This is a genomic window from Nocardia sp. NPDC004260, assembly GCF_053603155.1.
The window spans coordinates 55,227-77,370 of sequence record NZ_JBSGEZ010000032.1; the positions used below are offsets into that span (position 1 = coordinate 55,227).

Below are 22,144 nucleotides of genomic sequence, written 5' to 3' on the forward strand. Positions count from 1 at the left end.
TCACGGCGTGGTGCGGCCGATCCAGTGGAATCCCTTCAAGAAGTCGGCCGCGTGCATTCCCCTCGGCAGGTGGCGGTCGATTTCGGCGAGGGTGGGGTAGCGGTCGTTCGGTGGGTAGTCCAGTTCGTCGAGGAGTTGTCGCAACTCCGGGGTGATCACAGCGTCCGGTTCCAGGGCGAGATCCGCACGGATGCGGCTGCTCAGCGCCCGCATGCCCGCGGCGAGATGGTCGGGATCGGTGACGCCGTTCCAGTCGAGGTCGTGCCTGATCGCGGCGCGAGCCCCGCGGCGACCGTGCACCATGAAGGTCACATCTTCCACCTCGGACCGCCGGAGGTAAGCGCGGAGTGGGGTGACGACCTGGTCACCGGCTCTGGTGTTGGCTTGCCACGGTTCGGTCCACAGCTTGTCGAATCGTGCGGTGAGCCAGCCGTTTTCGTCGAACTCGATGGAGAGATCCAGATCCCCCGCCTCGGCCGGATTCTCGCCACGGCTGACGAACACGCCGCGGATCCGTATTCCGGAGATGGACTCGTCGTCGGTGCGCAGATAGTTGACGCGGGTCAGCCGCAGCTCGAGCTCGAGGCCGTACTCCCGTTGCAGGCCGGACAATCTCGGTAGCAACTCGCTTTCGGCAGGGGGTTCGGCGAGCAGATCCGGTATGGCCGGCACCTCCGACAGATTCGGGTCCGGTGCGACGGTGGTCCGCCGAGTCGAGTGCGTCGTGGTGTCGAGGCCGGTGCTGGGCAGGTCGGGGCGGGGTCGGCTCGGGTCGGCGGCATGCAGCATGAGGTCGCGGACCTGCTGATAGGTCAGTCGCGTCCCCCGTGACGGCCACTGCCCGGTCGTCTCGGCGTAGCTCCACAGGGCGAGGTAGTCGGAGTAGAAGCGACGTGTCAGGGGGCCGGCTGTGGCGGGGTCGACGCTGATCTTGTGCACGAAGTATCGGGAGTCGGTGTACAGCGAGTCGAGGGCGGCCATGGCGCGCAGCCGCCGGAACTCGAGAACACCGGATTCACCGTGCTGGTCGCGAATTTCGTCCTCCACCATGATCGTCACCCGGCCCAGGGCCTCCGGCGGCCATGAGTTCCAGAAGATGGTGACGTAGTCCCACAACCGGTGCCGGACGCCGGTGAGATTCCAGTTGTCGAGGCGTACTTCGCCGTCGGGCCGGACCCACAGGTTGCGGAAGGTGGCGTTGCCGTGGCTCAGCCCGGCCGTCCAGGTGGTGTCGCCCGGCACCCAGATCTCGTGCGACAGCGGTACTCCCATGCTGCGCAGGAACGGATGAGATTGTTCCTGCTTGATCCGCTGCATGCTCAGGTACAGCTGTTCCTGGTCGGCTACGGTGCGGACCGACAGATCGTTGGGCAGCTCGACCGCCTGCAACCGCCGCAACTGTCGGAGCAGGGCGCGCAAAGTCCGTGGCCAGTCCGGGTCACCGGTCGTGGGGACGCGGCCGGGGCCCATTTCGCGGAACGAGTAGTCGTCGGAGTGGGCCATCGTCGTCGGCACGTCGACACCTGCCTGCCGGGCCAGACCTTCCGCGCGTTCGTCGTCCAGGGCGACCTGTTCGACGAGCCGGTCTCCAGCGAGCAGTTTCGGATGCGTGGGATTGGCGGCCAGATCCTTGTCTCCAGGCGTGGCGACGATGCGCCGCACCTTCACCGGCTTTCCGCCGCCGTCGGTGACGCACCAGACCTCCGTGTAATGGCCGGCGACATCGGGGGAATTCGTCACGACGGTGATCAGCATGCGGGCCGCATCGTCGAGCTCCAAGCCGCCGTCGTGGACCGGTTCGGCGATGTCGAGCAGGTAATCGGTGCCCTGCGGGCGGCGCAGGGCAGGGCGGAATGTGATCGGGGTGGTCGGCAGCGCCGGATCGGTGAGGTCCTTGTACGCCCATCGCCGGGCGAACCACGCACTCGGCCCGGCCTGCCCGCCGGGCTCGGAGACCCAGCTGTAACCGCACCGCGCCGCTCGGACGCCGTCTTTGCGCGAAACCTCGACCTCGATCGCATCGGCGCCCATCCGCCGGGCCAGGTCTTCGGCCGGTCCGAGGAGGTAGGGGCCGCCGTAGTCGGCGGCGAGGCGATCGAGGTCGGCGCCGATCGGTTCCGGCCGTGCGGTGACTCGTTGGGACTCGTCGAGGTCGAAACGCACGGTGATTTCGCCGTATTCGCGGGTGCCGTCCATCAGCACGGTGCGCAGCCGAATGCGGCTCACCACGCCCGGGGCAGCGTCATCGAGCGGCTCGTATTCCGCCGCGAGAGCTTCCAGCCTGGCAGGTCCGTCGGTACACCGCAGGGTGGCGATGGCCTCGGACAGGCCGGCCTCCGCTGCGGCGCTGTCGTGCCCGCTCGCGGCCCGCAGCAGCAACTCGCGCACCGACAGCCGCGGCAGCCAGGACGTGTCCGGATCCGTCGCATGGGTAGCCGGTTCGACGGCTGCCGATCGGTCGGCAGCCGAATCCGTCGCCATCATGTGGTTTTCGCGTTGCCGTACGAATTGGCGAGACCATCGCTGCAAGAGGTTACGCACCTGGGTCTCATCCGGTGCCCGTCGACCCGCGGCCGCGAACACGACCTTCAGGTTGCGGTGCAACGCGTCGGTCGCGTCGGCGAGGAAACTCGGGTCGCGGGCGATCAGCAGCGGCAACCGGAAGCTGTCTCCGGCAACGGATTTCCATGCCTCCAGCACCAGATATCGGTTGAAGTCCGCGGCAGCGTCCGCGCCGTGGTCGCGCCGCAGCCGCGCCCGGCACCAGTTCATGACCTCGTTCCGGACGGTGGGGGTAGGCCACGGGTTCCTTGTCGCGAACGCCACGTAATCCCACACCGGCGATCCCGGCTGGGTCAGTTCCAGGTCGAGCAGCCCGACCCCATCGGGGCCCAGCTTCATATTGAGGAAGGTCGGATCGCCGTGCAGCACACCGAGCTGGATATCGTCGTCCGTTGCGGGTCGCACGTCGAAGATCTCGTACAGGCCGGGCAGACCCAGTTCGCCGTGCAGCCGATCATCGGTGTCGAACTCCAGGGGGATCCGTGCCACCTCGCGAACCAGTCGCTGCTCCCATTCGACGCGGGTGGTGGGTACTTGTTGCTCGGGTTCGGCCTCGGCCCAGTGCTCGGCGTGCAGGGCGTGCAGGCGATCGAGCGCCGGGAACAGGGCCTCGGCGACGTCTTGCCACGGATCATCCGGTGTGGGGTGTTCCCCGGCGAGGTACTCGTGGAACAGGTAATGCTCCGGATAGGACTCCTGAGCACCGACGTGATACAGCGCCGGTACCCGGACGCCGGCCTTCCGGCACAGCTGGACGGCGGCGGATTCCCCGAACGTGAGGCCGATCCGGGGATCGAAATTGGGATTCGGCGTATTGATCGACGCCCGGATGACAACCTTCCGGCCGTTCAGCTCGAAGATCCAGACCCCGTGATGATTCCCGGCGAAGTGGGCTCGATTGCGGAACAGCGTGGTGAGAAGTGCGATGTCGGTTCCGGTCAATGCGGGATCCTCGGTCTCGGCACCGAGGGACGCCATCCGGGCCGTCGGTCGTGGAGCCGCACCGGGGAGTGGTTCGGAAACGTCCGTGGACACACCGTCCAGCACGCCCCACCACCGGAGGTCTTGCGACCACCGCTGTGATGACGGCTCGAGATACGCGGCCAGCTCCGTGAAGGTCGGTCGTGCCTCGGCGGGCCGGTCGAACCGGTCGAGCATCGGGTCGGCGATGAGTTCCCGCGGGTCGGTGCTCAGCAGGTGCGCCGTGCTCTCCCGCGATTCGGCGAGATGGTCCGGATCGGAATCCAGCCGAAGACCGTGCTGTGCCGCGATTGCGAAGCCGGTCGGGCCGTTGACGGGCACGATGATCCGGCCATCCGTGCCGACACACTGGCGCAGTTGCGGAACGAAGTGCTGCGCGAAGTGCCCGCCCGCGAAGGCCGGGTCGACCACCAGGTGGTCGAAAGTCACCGTGACTCGGCCATTTTCGTCCTGGCGAACATGGAAACGCATGTCGCCCGCTTCATCGACGCCCGGTAGGCCCTCGGCGACTCCGCCCTGGCTGACATGGAAACGCATGTCGCCCGATTCGCCGACGCGCCACGTGCCCCCGGCGACAACGGTGGCCGACACGGTCAAGCACCGATTCCCCGCGTTGTCGGTGTACCGTGCGGTGGTCGGTATCACGGCGTAGTCGCGAGGACCGTACCGTCGATCCAGCAGACCGTTCACGACAGCCCGCAGTTCGGTGTCGCCTGCGACCTCGGCGGCCGGCAGAACCGGATGCGGACGTGCTGTGGGCGCGACAGCCTCCGGAATGTCCGCGGATGAGGGGGCGTGCCGACTCGGCTGCGCCGCAGGCTGATTCGGCAGCGGCGGCAACCCCTGCCTCGTGCACACCTCGTTCACCGCTTCCAGCATCAGCGTGCGAACGACATCCGGCGACTCCGGCTCCCATCCACGCAGGCGGCACAGCCGTCGATAGTCGGAGTAGAACCGTCCGGTGAGCCGGTCGGCCTTGCCGGCGTCCTCCGCGATCTGCTGGACGAAATTGCGCGAATCGGCGTAGAGCGAGTCGAGGCAACCCATTGTCAGCAGCCGATCCAGTTCCGCTTCGGCGCCCGGTCCGACCAGCCCGTTGGCCTCGAGGTCGCGGACCTCGGTTCTGATCTTGTTCTCGACCTGTTCGGCGATCTCCGGCGGCCAGTTCGACCACAGCATCGTCACGTAATCCCACAGCGGGTGGGTAATGGCGGCGTTATCCCAATCGATCAGCGTCGCGGTGTCGTTCTCGTCGTCGATTCGCAGGTTGCTGACCGTCATGTCGTTGTGATTTAGGCTCGGCCGCCAAATCGCGTCGTCGGTCTCCGGCGACCAGGCCTGATGGGGGGCGAGGCGGAACAGCCGATCCAGCCAGGGCGCGCGGCGACGGTAGTTGCGGCGCTGCTGATCCAGGTAGAGGTGGAGGTGTTCGGTCACAGGCCGCACCTGCAGATGCGGGGGTAGCTGCACATTCAGCAGACGTCGCTTCGCCTCGAACATCTTCTTCAAGATCAGATCCCAGTTCGGATCATCCGGCTCCGGGGTGCGTCCGTCGGCATACTCCTCCACGTAGTAATCGCGCCATCGGTATACCTGTGCGGGAACATCGGTCACAGTTCCGGCAAGCTGCACGGCATCGGGTGCATCGAACGGAAGCCGATGGAACCAGCGGACATTCCGATGCGACGGATCGGGGTTGCGGGTGAGGTCTTTTTCACCTGTGGTCGTCGGCAATATCTGGTGCACGACTATCCGGTTGCCGTTGTCGTCTCGATAGCGCCACGCCCGCTTGTTGTTTCCCTCGTAGTCGGGTGCTCGGAGCCGGGCCCGCAGGATCTGCCTGGCGGTAACCTTCGAGTCCAGTGTGCCGCGGCCTTCGCGTTCGATGTTGTCCAGCAGCGTTTCCTGTGCGGGCGGGTCCGTGGGGATGGCTACGACCGGCCGCGCTTCGGGTTGGCTCCATTCGAGGTCCGTGGCGGCGGGTGCGTCGGCCATGTCGATGCACGCGGCCCACGGTGCGAGGATCTCCTCGAGCGGAACACCGGCGTCGACCAGCCCGGCATCCCACAGTTCCCTCAGCGTAGGGAGGTCACCTGCTCGCAACCTTCGGCCTATTTCTGCGACGCCGGGCGGGACGGTCGGCACGCGCTGTTCGAGGTCGTCTATGGCGTCGCACAAGGCCTCGCGGATTGCTTCTCTCTCACCGGGATGCTCCCTGTTCAAGTCGAATCCGGCCCGAGCCGCCGCCGCCCAGTCACTGATCAACGTCGCCTGGAGCCGGTCCGCGCCCGCGTCACGAACGAAGTCGAGCACGAGAGGTTCGACCTTCTGGGCTTCCAGGTCGCCGACGCAATCTGCGACCATCCGGCCGGAGGCATTCGTGGAAAAGGTGAAATAGACCTCGCCGCTGATGCGTGTGCCTTCCACGACCGCAGCCGTGACGACGGCGGTGAGGAAGCCGTCCGAGGAGCCCAGCCACCGCAGCCTGATCGGCTCCAGCCGTCGCGGTCCGTCCCAGCGTTGGACGGCGGTCAGTGCCGCCGACTTGTCCACATCGTGGTGACCGGCACCGAGCTCCCTGTCGGCCGCGTGCAGCATCCGCCGCATCCACCGGCGTGGTTCCGTCGCGGGAGCCGGCGGAATCTCCCAGGCAGTCGCCGCGGCGGCGGACGTGTCCAGCAGTTCCAGCTCACGTAGCGCCCATTCCGCCAGCAGATCGTGAACCGCGTCCTCGGAGATGGGGTCCTGCCCGGCGGCGCGGCGGACGAGGGCGACGTTCCGGTAGAAGTCCGGAAGCACCTCCTCGATGGTCGCGAACCCTGTGGCGATCTTCTTGGGTAGCCGGTAGGCGTCGCCGATGATCGACTTGCGTGCCTCCAGCAGCACGTAGCGCTCGAAGTCCGCTACCAGTTCGTCACCGACACCGTCTCCGTATCGGTATCGCAGAATCGTGCGGATCTCGGAGTGCACAGCACGTCGTTCGGCGTCGTCGGCCCAGTCGTTCACGAGGTAATACCGAGCCCAATCCCATGCGATGGGCGCGTATTGCGCGAGTTTCGAATCGGTGAATCCGATGCGGCCGTCGGCGCCGCGCCGCATCTTGCGGCGGATCGGGTTGCCGTGCGTGAAGCCCATCAGCTCGCTGCCGTCGTTGAGGAGCGTCGGCTGCCACAAGACGAAGAGCGGGACCCCGCCGATCAGCGTGTCGAGCCTGTGGTCGAAGTCGCCGTGCTCCAGTTCCAGCACCCGGCGTCCTTGCTCCCGGTCCCATAGATGCTTCGTGTGGGGAGTGGAGGACAGGCCGTGTAGTCGAGACAACTCGAGGAAGACGTCCTCGGTTGTGCGGTCCCAACCCTCGTCCGGCAGGACTTCATCGCCCGCGATGTGCTCGTGAATCGTCACGCGAGTCTTGAAATCCAGTGCCATCGGCGACGATTCGGAGTCATAGAGCAGCCGCGGGCCCCGCACCCCGGCCTGGTGGAACAGGTCCGACGCTTCCGCCGCCGGCGCGGCCAGCGAGTCCAGATCGAAGCCCAAACGCTCCGCCTCGTCCAGGTACACCCGGACCGTCACCATCGGTACCGAGGTCGCGCCCGGTCCGGCGGGCAGCGGCAGATGCCAGACACCGCATTGGTTTTCGGATTCGTGCGGCGAGGTCACGCGGACCTGTTCCATCAACCCGAGCACCTGCTCGCGAGTGAGTCGTCGATCCAGGCCCGACGGGACGGGGTCGGCCGCGACCGCCGGTGGTGCACAGCGTTCGCTCAGCCACTGCGGCGCGTTCTCGACCGGTGCGAGGCCCGCGCGCGACAGCAGGTCGCGACCGTGCAGTGCCGCGGCGCCCGCGTCGTCGGCCACCTTCACCTGCAGCACGTCGGCGCCGACGCCGCGCACGAAGTGCCGAACCAAGTCGAGGAACGACCCTCGTCCTGTGTCGCCCCGAGCGGACCGATACTCCGGTAGGAAGTCGCCGGCCGGGCCGGGCTCGACGTAAGCCGTGACGATTCCGGAGGTGTCGAGCTCGAAAATTAGTTGTACATCGCCGAATTCGGCTTGATCGATCATCACCGCGGCGTGCATGCGGAGGCGTACCTCCCCCTCGCGGGCGGGGTCCGGCTCGTAGGCGGCGCCAGTCACGTTCAGTCTGTGTGTTCTGCGCTGTGTCTGTGTCGCCGGAGGCCGGATGGCGATGCTCAACTCGGTCTGCCGTCGGTTTTCCAGCAATCTTCGAATCGAAGACCCGAGCCGCGGTGGGAGCGGCTCATCGAGTGCCGGTGTCATATAGGTGTCGAGGTTCGACGGCCGTCCCGGGGACAGGTGGCTCGCGAAGGCTTCGAGTACACGCTGACCTTCGTCCTCGGGTACCGGTCGATGTTCCGTTGTCCGACGCAGGCCGGCAACGTACGCGAACCCGGCGCTGAGCTTCCCACGATTCAGGAGGGCCCGGCCGATGGCCGCTTCGCGGTGCACGAAGGTGAGGTTCGTGGAGAACGCCGACACCAGATCGGTGTACCGGCCGGGGTCGGTAGCGATGTCCGTGGGCGCGTGGAGTGCTTGGTGGATGGCCGCGATTCGTGCTTCGACCGCAAGGTAGCGGTGGAAGTCGGCTTCCGCGGCGCCGTAGTGCCGTTGCCGAATCTGCTGCATGCACCAGTTGAGCACCTGCGGCCGTACCTCGGGCGGCCAGGGATTGCGGACGGCGAATGCCGCGTACACCCAGGCGGGTGGGCCGAACGCGGTGTGATTCTCATCCGATCCCGCCTGTGCGCTGTCCCGGACGAGGCCGTCGAGTATCGGCGGGCTGTGCAGGCCGACAGGCTGCGCGCCGTCATCCCCCGGATCTGCTCGTGACCAGAACATCTCGGACAGCGGCGGCAGGCCGAGCAAGCCCGATCCCGATTCGGCTCCCGGGCCGGGGCGTAGGCCCGCGAGCCTCGCCTCCGCACCGCGCACCGCACGGCGGACATCCCGCTCCCAGGCGGCGCGAGTCGTCGTCACCGGCGGCTCACCCTCCGGGATGTGCTGCGCGAAAAGCTGTTCGGCGACATCGCCGCGAAACGACAGATCCTCGCCCACCAGCTCGGCAACCCCCGCCGGGGTACCGGTGGCGTGCCCGGGACCGACGACATCGCGGCCCGCGGAGTCGTCGTCGTAGGGGCCGAGGTCGATCGCGACGGGGTCGACGCTGTTGCCGGGGGTCTTTGTGACACCGCGGGTGCTCGACGTGCTCGACGAAATTCCGGATTCCGGCGAACTTTGCGCGTCCCGGTCGGAGTCCCCGGGCCCGCGGGCGGGTTCATCGACCGTGGGCGGGCCAGGGACGGGCGTCGCTACACCCGGTGCGCCGGGGCGGGATCCGGTGTAGTGGCCGTCGGTGCGGAGGAAGTGGGCGTCGATATCGGGAGGTCGGTCGCGATGGCTCGCGGGTACCGTGAGTCGGTTGGTCAGTGCGTGGATGCTCTTGGTGACGTCTCGGCCGGATTGTCCGTCGACGTAGCGGATGCTGCCGTGGTAGTTGACGACGTTGACGGTGTGGCCTTGCGGACCTCCTAAGGGTTGGTGGCGGTAGGCGATGATGCCGCGTGCCAGGTGGCCGGCGTCGAGGAGTTGCTGTTCGAGCTCGGTCCAGCTCTCGATGTGCTGGAACGTCGTGTCGTAGTGGGCCTGGATGAACCGGATGTTGGATCGGCTGTCGTAGCCGGGCACTCGTCCTGTTTCCGACGGTTCGGCGACGATGCCGGGTCGGCCGCTGAGCCGGAGGTCGGCGGCGATGGTGCACTCGGCGCTGATGTCCGAGTTGCGCAGTGGGTTGATGCCGCGGATCCGCTCGAGCAGGTCGTCGGGCGCGGGCTCCACCGGGGTGGGTGACGGTTGTGCCGCGCCGCTGTCCACGGCCGGTCGATCGGTGTCACCATCGGGGGATTGCGCGGGTTCGGCGTCGGGCGACGGTTGCGCTGAGACAGCGGTCGTCTCCGTACTCGCACCGGGGCTGGAGAGGAAACGGCCATGCAGGTGGGCGGCGAGCTTCTGTATCAGTGCTCGGCCCTCGCTGCCAACTATGCCGAGCAGGTACTGGTCGATCACCTCGAGCATGTACTCGTCGACCGACCGGCTTCCGATCATCGAATAGAGTCGGGCCGCGAGATATCTGGTGCGCAGATACTCCGGCGACTCGCGGTCGAAACCGCGGCAGCCGGGGAAGTGCAGCGCCGACCACAGGTCGTTCTTGCGGTGCTGGTCCCAGAATTCGTATTCCTCGGGTGTGAGTACTTTCCGCATCTGGACACGGTCGCCGTCGAGCATCGGTCTACCCGCCAGGTAGGACATCGTTCCCCTCGCGATCGACAGCAGTTGCGGCAGCTCATCGAGCGATGTGTCACGCAGGTACCGCTGGAACAGCGTGGCCCGAGCGACGGCGGCGCTGCTGGTGGGTCCTTCCGGCTCGTCCTCCGGCATGGTCCGGAACTTCCAGACGGTGGTTGTCTCGTTCCCCTGTATTCGCTTCTCCTGTTTGAACAACAGCGCGCCGTGTTCGGAAATACCCAGTAGCTGTTCGGCTTTCAAACCGGTTGCGACGATTAGCGCGAGTGTCAGGTAGATGGGGGAGCGTCGCAGCAAGCGCTTCAGTTCGAAGGCATCCTTGGCGGTGAGTTCTACGTTTCGCAGCGCGACGCGGTCGCCCTTGCGCAGCGCCCGGAACCACCTGCTGCGGTTGGCGACCCAATCCGGCCCTGATGGTTCGGAGGCGCTGGGAATCGGCATGTTCTCGAGGTAGGCGAACGGACGATTGCCGTCCTTGTCGCGGAAGGTCAGCAGTTCAGCGATGAGCTGCTCGATTTCGGCGGCCTCCGCCGGACCGAAGCCATCGTTCAGTGCGCGGGTGCGGGCGGCCCGCCTGCGTTCCGGATCGGTGACATGAAGCGCAGGACCGCGGCCCCCATCGGCCGGTCGATGTTCGGCGCGGGTGGCGTCGGCGCCACGACCCGCGGTGACCAGGCCGATATTGTCGAGCGACTCGGTCGGCACCCGGGCCTCGATATCGGCATACGAGTTGTAACCCTGATGGACCTGCATGCGCTTGCGGAACTCTGGTGTCTTCGGTGGCTCCGCGGTGAGCCGCACCGCTCCCCAGGACGCGCCGGCCGGATCCGGTCCCAGACCGCGGTTGAGGAATCGGCCGCGCCGGTCGGGAGTGGTGGCGCCGAGCCAGGCGATGGGATCACGGGTCGCCGTCAGCACGTAGACGTTCTCGGCCCCGATACCGAAGTCGGTAGCCCGAGTCATCGGGCCCGCGCCCGGGGAGGCCGTCAGAACCACCTGGTCGATCTCGCCGGCCAGCCGAGCGTCCCGGCCCGCGTAGCACACGGTGGTGGAGCCGTAACTGTGTCCGAGGAGAGTGTGCAGCCGCGGCAGCGCGGTGCCCCGGTGCTCGGCCAAAGCCTCGCGAGTGCTGTTGTAGGACACGGTATCTCGCGCTACGACATAGCCACCGACTTCTGCGAACCGGTGATAGAGGGGATCGAACGGGAGAACCGGCACCGTTCCCTTCAGCAGTTTGGTCGGGTGTTCGTAGCCGATATCGATGATGGCCGCCACGGTCTCTTCGGGTGCATACCGTGAGGTCATCTCGTATTGCGCACCCGCAAACCCGTACCGGTACAGCAGTGACCGCAGCGTGGTCCCGAAGCCGCCGACATGGCGGGTGACGTTCGTCGCTTCGTCGGCGTCTCCGATGGAGACGGAGATCCGGCCGTTGCCGTCGTACTTCTCGGCGTCGTAGGCGAGGAGTTGTACCGGCGGCGATCCGAGGTCGTCGACGCGGCGTTCGATTTCGGCCAGTTGATCCCGGGTGGTCTCCAGGTTGAGCAGATGCGCCTTCTCCGCGGCGGTGAGTCCGCGGTGCCCGATGATCCGGCGTAGCTGCGTGAGCTGCCGGGTGATCGACCGGCGATTGGCGTAATCGCGCACGGTGTACGGGATGCCGTCGGTATTGCCGATCAGGGCGGGGTGTACCGCCACCATCCCCGCCTGCTGTTCGGTGGACAGCGAGAACCACCAGTGCGCATTCCTTCTGGCGCGTGCTCGGGCGGCATCGACTACCTCATCGGGGTCGACGCGCTCGACCAGCGACCACAGCGTCGCGTGCTCCCCGAACTGATGACGCAGTGCGGCGATTGCCCGCGCCGCGTGCTCGTTCTCCGGTCGGGTGGGGTGTGGATCAGCTGGAAGCGTGGATCCTTCCTCGCCCTCGTCGGTACTGAAGGCCAGTGCATTCGCGTCGGCTCGATGCCCGTCGCCCGCTGGGTCATTCGGCTGCGGCTCAGGGAGCAGGTCGATTGCGACTGGGTCGATACGGTTGCCGGCCGGCGGGTTGTTCGTAGGTGCGGACCGGTTCTGCTCCGGGCCGGAAAGGCTATCGGATTCCGCTGAGCTGAGGTTCCCGGCTCCGGTCGGTGGCTGCGGCGTAACGGGTTTGCGGCCTGGCCGTCCCGCCGCCTGGGTGCTATCCGGGATTGGGCTGAGAGGTTCGTCCGCCGATTGCAGTGCCTCGGCCAGCCCTGTGTTCTGGTTCGCGTGAGGCTTGCGCAGTTCGAACCATACGGCTTGGTGCCAGCCGTCCTCATGGTGTTTGAACAGTTCGATGCCGGAGCGCATCGGCGTCGAAGCATTCACTGCCACAGGCACATCCCGTCCGGGTAGGACAGCGAGACCGGTGCGGGTCGAGATACCGCCTCGCGCGTTCCGCGGCATCGAGGCGGCGTGCGTGTCGAGCAGCGTCACGCGCAGCTGGTCGTCGGTTGTCTCCGCCATGAGGTGGACTCTGCCGCGGCGGTGTTCGGCGGCGTCGGTCACCATGGCCGTGAGTTCGGCGCACGCGAGGTTCACTTGTTCGGTGGGCCAGCCGTCGAGCTGTTCGGCCAGCCAGGACGCGGCTTCCGACGCCGCGTTCGGGCTGTATCGGCCCTCGGGCTCGGCACGAATGATTCGCTCGGCCCGTTGGGCCGACTGCGCCACTGTCGCGGGTCGGCCGGCCGCTGCGGAAATGTCCTCGGTCGGAGCCGTTTCGCTGCCCATTGCCCAGGACGCGCCGGAATCGGTGAGCCAGGAGGTGAGTTTGTCGTGCACGACCGACCACGCGAGAGATGCTCGCGCTTGATCCTGTCCGAACCGGATGGCGGTGTAATGCGCTTCGACAGAGCCACCGTTGGTGCGCACGGTGATCGTGCCCTCGGCAGGTTCACTTCGGGCCGCGTTGACCCGGATGGTGAACGACTGGCCCTCGGCGGTCGCTTCCCAGGCGACAAGGTCGTTCCAGAAAATGACGCGGTTCCCCGCGCCGTCGTCGGCGGACGCGTAGCCGGACAGCAGCTTGTATGCGTCGCCTTCGTGGCTGAGTATCTGTCCGACAGGCATCTCGGCTGCCGCGCCTCGCCACATCAGGCCCTGGTGCTCGGAACCGAACTGTGCGTCGAACTCACACACACTGAGATCGGCTCCGCTGTTCTCCAAGGCGTCGAGGATCTGCGCGGGGTTCGTCGGATCCCCGTTCCATTCCTCGAAACCTTGGCTGAACGCATCGAGGCCCTTCACCCGGCCGCTGATCCGCCACCATCCGAAACCACTGATCTCGTCCAGCGATACACCCTGCGCGAGGAGTGCGCTGAGCAGATCCTCGTGCGAGGCGTCGGCGGTAACGAACTTTCCGTTGGCCAGCAGGATGAACGGATCGCCGTTTTCGGGGTCGCTGGTGTGATAAGGCTGCTTGTCGGGCCCCGTCCCGGGCACCACGAACCAGCCGCGCGAATCCACCTCAGGCCACACCAGCTCGATGTCGTCCGCGGGCTCGAGCGAGATTTCCGGCAATGGCATTGTGTCGTAGGTGGATCGGCTCGTCCTTGAGGATGAGGCTGTCCTCAGTTCGGACTCATCGCCATCGCCGAGGTAGATGGCCACGGGGTCGGTACGGTTGCCGGATGATGGCGGAGTCGCCCCCGATGTAGTGGATCTCGTTGCCGGACGGTGGTCGCTTTCGGCTGCCTCCGGTTTCTCGTCGGGGATAGGGAGATCTAATCCGGCGGACCGCGCCGCCTGCGCGAGCTGTGCCTGGTTGCCTACCCGAAGCTTGCGGTAGATGTGTTGTGCGTGCGTGCGGACGGCTGCTGGAGTGATCGCCAGCACTGCGGCGATCTCCGTGAAGTACATGTCTGCCGAGAGCATTCGGAGGATCTCGGTCTCACGATCGGACAGCACCACCGGGCGGGGCTGCGGCTCGGTCGTTGCCGGTGCGTCGGTGGGTGGGCGCAGTAGTTCGGCGACGGCACGGATCGCGCGGAACTCCCGCATCTCGAACGCGTGACTGTCGACGCCGGCCGCCTCAGCGGCTTCCGCGCGTGACAGTCCGCGCACGAACCGCAATATCAGCGTCTGTCGATGCGTGTCGCTGGTGAGGCCAGGGAGGGCGAGTATGAGTGCTTCCGGCGTGGTCCGCTGAACCAGTTCACGATCGGCTTCTGCCCCGGGACGCGCTTGGGCATCGCCGAGCAGCAGCGCCGAAAGTCGCTGAATGCCGCGATAAAAGGTCGTGCGGTGGTCCCTTCCGTGCGTTTCGGCCAATTCGGCACCGGCATGCCCGAGTACGAGCCGGTCCTTGATGACGGCACGCTGCTTCTCGCCGAGGGCGACCAGACCGCGATGGAATGCGTCGGGATCTTGTTTCTGGGTCTCCTCGACCACCGCCAAGGCCTGTTTGCCCGCATGCTCCTGCAGCAGGCGAGCGAGACGAGCGAAGGTGGCATGCTGTGCGACGCGGACCGCCCCTGGGCTGCGATCCAGCAAATCCGCGGTCCGGTTGGGTGACATCTCGAGTCCGAAGCGAAGCTGGAGAATCCGTCGCTGCGACGGGGCAAGTCTTTCGATGCAGCCCTGCAGCGCCTGCCGGTCGGTCTTCAGTGCCTCCCGGACTATCGGTGGCAGGTGCCGGGCGTTTGCGTTGCGGGCCAGCGCCACCACCAACTCCGCAGCCGTCGCTTCGGCGGGGATATCCGGTGGGGCAGCGTTGTCCGCCGGCCTCGGTTCGTCCGGGAGTGACGCCTGCACGCCGCCCTCGTCGGCAACCGCCGTGGCCAGTGCGCAGACCGCATGCCACAGGATGAGGGACTCGGCGGCCGGTTCGCCGGGCATCTCGACCTGTGCATCGCGACCCGAACGCCTGGACGCGAATCGGCGTAGCGCCTGCTGCTGGGTCGGGGTGAGCGCGCGTATGTGTCGGCGCACCTGCGCTGTGTCCGCCTCGGCCCACACCGTGGCCAGCGGATCCGAAGCGCGCAATCGTGCACCACGGATCACGAAATCCTGGACACGCTCCCAGATTTCGGCGATCTCACGGTGCTGGGCCATGAGATTTCTGGCGTTGAGGACAACCCATTCCTCGATGTCGCGCTGCCCGATCCGGCCGAACTGTCCCACCGCGTGTGCGCACGCCTCGTCGAAGACCTCCCGGGCTACTCTCGGCATTCGCAGATTCGCCTGAATCCAGGGGAATACGTTGTGCGAGAAATTTTGCCGGAGCAGGGCTACGGCCTGTTCGGTATGACGCTGCGCGACAAGCTCTTCCAGCTGCCGTCGCAGCTGTTCCGGTGGCACGCTGCCGGGCCGCCCCGGCGTCGCGCCGCCGTCCGCCCCCGGCTGTCGCTCGAGATCCCCGGGCGTACCCGGCTCGGACCGATGCATGTCGGGCCCGGCATCGTCGATCGGTGGTTCGGGTTCGTGCTCGCTGTCGCCGAGGTCGATCGCGACGGGGTCGGCCGGTCGTGACTGTTCGCCCGGTTCGCCGGGCGAACGTTGCTCGACGGTCCGCGCCATTTCGCGGTCGAAGCGTGCCTGCCACTCGGCATCGGATTCACCGTTCGGCATCGGGTAGTGCGCGCCGTCGGACAGATCGGCGATTCGCACCGACAGGCCGTCCAGGTAGGCGTCGATCAGGCCCGGCCAGACGTCGTCGTCGAGTTCGTCGGCCCCGACCTGGAGCAGCTGCCCGTCCAGAAGGAGCTTGATCAGTCCGTCCAGGGTATCGACGTAGGCGAGCATGGATTCGTCGTGTCGGTTGGAGAATGTCCGTCGCAGTTCTGCGACTACGGCACGCCACGCGCGTGGGTCTTCCTGTTCGGGACCGACCCCGAATCGGTACGCCAGGTCGTCGCGGAGTCGCCCGAGCAGGTCAAGGGTGTCGGCCAGCGTGGTGCGTGGCGGTTCCGAAGCGCCTCGGGAGGCCAGGAACTCTCTGAAGATGCGGACAACGTCCTCGTACCACGTTTGCCGCCGGTTCATAGACTCGAATACAGAGTCCGCGTCGTCGATGCCTTCTCGGATCGATTCGAGCTCGGCCGGTGGAAATTCCAGATTGCCCGCCAACAGCCTTGCCATCGAGGGGTTGAGGTGCGGTTCGAGAAACGAATTGCTGAAATCGATCGGAATCAGCCGAACACCATGGTCGACCCCCAAGTTGGCGCCTTCGAATCGGTCCCACGTTCGTAGCAGTCGTTCGGCCAGTACCAGTCGCCGCCAGACCGGTGTGTGCCTGAAACGAGCCATGAAGGAGCTGTCTGCCGGATTATCGACAACTTCCGACGCATATTCCATCAGCAGGACGAGACCGCGTTTGTCACGCCGCAGCATCGGCGGGGCAGGCACCCCGATAATTCTGGATATCAGGCTGCCCAGCTCCTCGGCATCCGCCTGATCGAGGTCGCGGACCGTCTTCTCGATTGCGCGGAAACCGTTGCGGTAGATGATCAGCACCACCTGCTCCGACATCGTCGTATCGCCCGAGTCGCCCTTGAGGGTCTTGCGTTCGCGCACACCGGAGGCTTCTGCCTCAGCCACTTTGTCAGCGAAGGACCGCGTGTCGACGAGGTCTTTCATCCACGCGATTGCGTCGGGATCGTCGTAAAACTTCAGCGCTGATTCCGGTTCGTCATGGACTCCAGACACCGTCCGGACGGTAACCCTGCCATCCGTGCCGACCTGTACGCGCCAGTGATCGATGGGGATCTGGTCTTGGGCTGCCATCTCCCGCAGGACGGGATCCGCCAGATCGAGCAGATGCTGCTGCCCGCGCAATGGTGAGGCAACCACGATCCGCATGGTTCCGTCCTCGCCATGGACGAGCCCTACACCTCTGCCGAGTCTGCGCGCACCCGCTGCCGCCAAGAAATCTTCGGCCGCGAGCACCGCCAACGCCTCACGCACCTCGCCCACGTACTCGTGCCAGGCTTCGATCTGGGGTCTGACCTGCTGGAATCTATCGTTGATCGCGGGGAGCGCCTCGTCGTCGAGGAGTACCTTGACCGCCAGGTGATCGAGGACCCGCCGGCGTAGCACAGCACTCAGTCGTCGGGCCTGGATGTCTTTCAGCCTCGCTATTCCCTCGGCGATCTGGTCTGCGTTCTTCCGGTGCAGGTCAGCGGTATCGACCCCGAGCCGATCTGCCTGACGCAACACCTCCGCAACCACTTCGGCGGCTTCGTCCTCTGCCCGCTCCAATGCTCGGCGTGCATTGGGCGCAAGCTCACGGGGTTCGTGCGTGTTCGGCTGCGCGGGTGCGGGATGCTCGGACTCGGTCTCATCACCGAGGTCGATCGCGACGGGGTCGATGCGATCAGTGGTCGAGGTCGGCTGCGTATCGGAGGTAGTGGATCGCGTCGTCGGCGTCACGCTCGCTGGTTGGATCGGCTCGACACCCGTCTCGGTCACGACCACGATGCCGCGCCGCTGCTGCGTCCAGCCGAGCTCGGTGGCGGCCGACTGCACCCGGTTCGTCGTCTCGGGATTCACTCCGCCGCGGCCGTTGAGCACGCGATCTGCCTGAGCCTTGCTCACCTGCGCCCGAGTGGCCACATCGTCGAGCGTCACTCGCCGGAGTGGGCCTCGGCTCAGCACCCGCGACACCAGCTCTGGTGGGAGTTCCCCGGCCAGCACGTGCGCGATCCGATACAGCGCGCCCTTGACGGTGCTCTGGCTGCGGCCCGTCGCTCGAGCGACTTCGGGTTGCGAGAGACCCTGCACCAGATACAGCTCGGCGTATTCCCACTCGGTGCCCGAGAGCTGCGAGTAGCACGGCCCCAGCACATCCGGGTAGTGCGCCGCGATCGCCTCGATCAGGAACATCGCCGAGCCGTCGGTCAGCAACACACCGACGGACAGCAATGTCGCCAGCCGTGGCGCGGCGGCCTGTCGCAGCGCGGCGACCCGCGCCGGCGACAAATCCAGTGCCTTCGACTTCTCCTCGATGGTCAGCTCGTCGGAGTACAACAGGGCGCCGCCTGTTCGCAGGTCCGGCGGAAGTCGATCGATGCATTCCGTCAGCACTTCCGGTGACGCTGATCGGATGATCCGAAACGCCCTGCCGCGGCGCGGATAGTCGGCGGTGCCCTCGTGGACCGCCGGGACCGGTGACCTCTCGTCGGGATAGTCCACCACGACGCCGGGACGTCTACTTGCCCATCCGAGCCGAGTGGCCTCCGTCCGAATTCGCTGCTCCGTCTTCGCATCGGCGTGTCCGCCCGCGAGTACCCGGCGCGCCGTCCCCTCGGCCACTCCGGCCCGAATGGCGATGTCCGCCAAACTCACTCGACGAAGTGCGCCAGCCCTCAGATAGCGCCGCACCAATGTGGGCGGGAGTTCTCTCGCCAGTATGTGGGAGATTCGTCGCAGCAGCTTGTTGACGGTCGTCTGCTGGATGCCCCGGGCATTTGCGATGTCATGTGTCGTAAGCCCTTGTGCCAGATATTGATCGGCATACTGCTGCTGGAGACGGGTGAGTCGTGGGAAACAGGCTGCCAATATCGCCGGATCGTGCGCGTGGACCGCCTCGACCAGCAGTAGTTCCCAATTCGCCGACAACAGCATCGCCGCCAGCAGGTCGGCGATGTCATGTTGGCGTTGCTGCACCGAGGTAGCCGGGCGGCTCAATCGTTCCGCCGTGACGGAGACGGGCAGTCCCTCCAGGAGCAGCAGCGTTGCGACGTTCTGGTCTCCCTCGGAAAGGAATGGGATCAGGCGCCGCAACTCATCCTCCGACGTCCCGCGGACGAGCTGCAACTCCCTACCTCGCTGGTGGTACGGCACTCGATCGTGATCGATGCGTACATGGGGAACCGGCGAATTCGACGTCTGTTCGTCGCCATCGGCGACAATCCCGGTCCGTCCATGTCGCACACCGAGACGGCGCGCGGCCGCCCGGACCCGCTCGATCGTCTCCGGTCCGGCATCCGGATGCCCAGCGAGAATTCGTTTCACAGTTATCGTGCTGACTCCCGCTTCCCGGGCGACATCGACCTTGGTGGCCCGCCGGAGCGATCCGCCACTCAGGTACCGCTCCACGACCTCTGGTGAGAGCGTCGAGGCCATGCGCCGTGCGATGCGGTGCAGCATGCGGCGAACTCGCTTCGGCCTCCAGGCCAGCGCCGTCGCGATTGCGGGCACTGTCCGACCCTGCCGGAAGAATGACTCGAAAACTGCCTGCTCGGCTTCGGTTACCAGCCCCGTGGCCGGTTCCAGCAGATCTCGGTCGTGAGCCCAGACCGCCTCGACCAGCAGCAGCATCTCCTCATCGGTGCGTCCGCTGGGATGCGGTTCCGAGCCCTGCAGAGCGGGAGAGTCGACGTGGGACAACGCCGTCGACACGATGCGAACCGCGTTGTGCAGCCGCTTGCGCACGAGGTACTTATCGCGCCCCGTGGCGGCCGCGATGTCGGCCACCGTCTGCCCCATGAACCAGCGGACGAAGTATTCCCGCGGTCCGGGGCGAAGGCGTCGAACTACGCTGCCGAGCAGTTCGGGTCGCTCGTGCTGGGCTGTTCGAATCACGGCCACATCCGTGGCCAGGCGTTCGTCATCCATCGCAAGCGCATCGCCGCCCTCGGCGAGCACCGAGGTGAGGCCTTCGTTGTCGGCCGCGAGCGCGGCCAATGCCCTGACCAACGGGCCGTGCTGCGGCGCTTCCGCCGCGAACTTCCGGCCCAGCTCGGCATGTGCGCGAGCGATCAGCTCCTTCACTTCACCCCGCGCAGACCCCAAGTGGTCAGCTACCTCCTCCGGGGAATAGCCTTCGACCGCGGTGAGCCAGAGCACCGTGCGAAATTCTTCGGGCATCGAAGCGAACGCCAGACCGATAGGGGTCTCCTCGGAGATCTCCGGTGCTCGATCGCCGCCCAGCTGGATTCGATCGAGTTTGGCCATATCGTCGGTGGGGACCTGCCTGCTGGCGCGAGCGCTGGCGTCAAACGCCTGGTAATGAACGGCCGCACGCAGGTAGGCGCCGAAACTGGCGTCCGGACCGCCACCTCGGCGAATCCTCACGAGAAGGTCGGCGAAGCAGTCGGCCACGATGTCCTCGGCGTCGGATCGGTCGCGGACAATCTTCATGGCGATACCGAGACCCCATCCGTAGTACCGCTCGTACAGCTCGTTGTAAGCGCCGGGGTCGCCCGCGCGAACTGCGGCGATCCGCTCTTGATCCCAGGCACGTTCCTGGCGCCACCGCTCGGGGATGTTCGCGTCGTCCCGGGCCTCGTGCGTGTTCGGCTGCGCCGGTACGGGTTGCTCGGACTCGGTGTCATCGCCGAGGTCGATCGCGACCGGGTCGATGCCCCCGGGGCGGCGCCCTGATTTGTCGGCTTGCGATGTCTCATCGGTGGTCTCGGTCGGCGCCGCAGAATCGCGCGAGGTGGCTGTGGCGGTGCTGTCGGCGTGGCGGTCGCGGATTGCCGCTTCCAGTCCGCTGCGCCCCTCGATGCCGAATTTGGCGTAGATCGATGTGACGTACTTCCGCACCGCCCACGGCGTTACTTCGAGCTCCGTCGCGATTTCTTTATAGTCTCTGCCTTCCACAAGTCGCGTGAACACCCGGAACTCTTGTCGGGTCGCCCCGACTCGGGCGAGTTCGAGCGACCCGGCCACGTGCTGGTAGGCGATGCGCACGTTGTCAGGTATTTCTTGCTCGACGATGTGTCCCATCGCCGATGTCTCGATGATTCCTCGCACCTCGTTCGCGATGGCGGACACGAGTTCCCGTCTGGTCATGCCCGGCAGGCCGTAGCGGAGGAAATCGGGCATGGACACGGGTGCGGTAGCCATGCCGATGTGCTCGTTTTCCCTCGGTCTCGAAGCATCCGGGAACTCATCCATGAGCTCCTGAATTCTCTGCACGAACGTCGCGTGGACTTTCGGGTCGAGGCGCAGGTAGTCCCAGATTTCCGCCAGATCCGACATCATCTGTTCGGTGTCGATTCCCAGGTCTCGAAGTTCCTGGGTCCATTCGTCGTACGAATTGATGCGCGCGGTGGTCGGCGGTGCCTGCGGATCCGACCGAGAGTGTGGCATGACCTCTTTCCGAGTGCTGCCTGCGTTCCGCGCGGCCTCGGCGAGGGACGCTCTGTCCTTCCAGGGTGTCCGGCCGTTTGTTCGAGGCTCCGATGCGGCGGGATCGGGCCGAGCAGCGGATGGAACTCCGGATTGCTGCCACGGTGTCCGTGCGGGCTGCCGTTTTGTCTCACGCAGCTCGGCATGCGGCGGGCGGTCGGGCAGCTGCCCGGGGCCGAACTGTTCGATGACCGTGCGGTACATCGACTCCGAGTCGTCGCCCATCCGCACGCCCGCCATCTCCAAGCCTCGGACGATCTCGTACACCGTGTGCTGGTGGGGAAGCATGAAGGCGATCAACGCCGCAATGAAATCGTGCCGGGAGACGCCCGGCGGGCGCAGCCAGTCGAAGCGGGCGAGCATCCGCGTAGCGGTGCCGGAAATGCCGGCGTTCGAGGGGATTTCGTGCTCGGCCAGCCTGCGGATGTCGTCGTTGCCTTCGTCGGGGTCGACGTAGACGTATCCCGGTCGCCACGGGAGCTGGATGACCCGTTCGAAGTGGTCGAGGGCGAAGGCTTCCTCGGGATCGACTGTGCCCTCGTCGTGATAGACCCTGATCCACGCGATGCGGCAACCTTTCTCGTCGACGATTCGCCGTCCGCGTGGGTCGAGCATGTAAGTGGGCGCGACATAGGCGACAGAGTTGTCGTGTTCTCTCAGCTGGGCTTCCAACCGGGAGGTATCTACGCGGCCGTCCTCGAGACGCGGGATTTCCACGCCGTCTTCGAGTTCGAGTTTGCTGATACGCAGCAGTCTTCGCTCCGGCAGCGCGGCGAATTCGCGCACCGACAGCGGCATGCCGAGCCCGGCGGCATCCCGGGAAGTGGGAATGAGGTGTGGCACGTCCGACTTCCGTTCGGGGAATGCCGCCTGTCGCCGCTCGTACTCCGCGTAGGCCCGATCGGCCGCGTCGTCGTGTCTCCGCACGTACTTGACCGGGTTGAGGTCTTTCCAGGTGATCGGTTCTCCGGGCCGCTTGTCCTCGAGAACGGCCGCGCGAACCGCCTCCAGCGCGTCGAAGTCCAGCCCTAGCTCGTCCGCTTTGCTCCGTCGCCATGCCTGCGTCTGATTCATGTACCGGGCGATGCCCTGGTCCAATGTCAGACCCACGCCTGCTTCCCCCAGCTCGGCGTTGCGAATCATGGCGTTGAGCATGGCCGACATCAGTTCACGCAGGTTT

The 22,144-nt window shown here is 66.3% G+C and carries 1 protein-coding gene (running past one end of the window); it reads right to left on the reverse strand.

Features of this window, described 5'->3' with window-relative positions; genetic code table 11:
* Window positions 1–22,144 carry the 3' portion of a sigma-70 family RNA polymerase sigma factor gene (locus tag ACWEO7_RS20030; protein WP_452425137.1) on the reverse strand. The gene runs 5,759 nt beyond the window's last position, so only the last 22,144 of its 27,903 coding nucleotides appear in the window; its start codon lies beyond the right edge, outside the window — the gene reads right to left on this strand; its stop codon occupies window positions 1–3.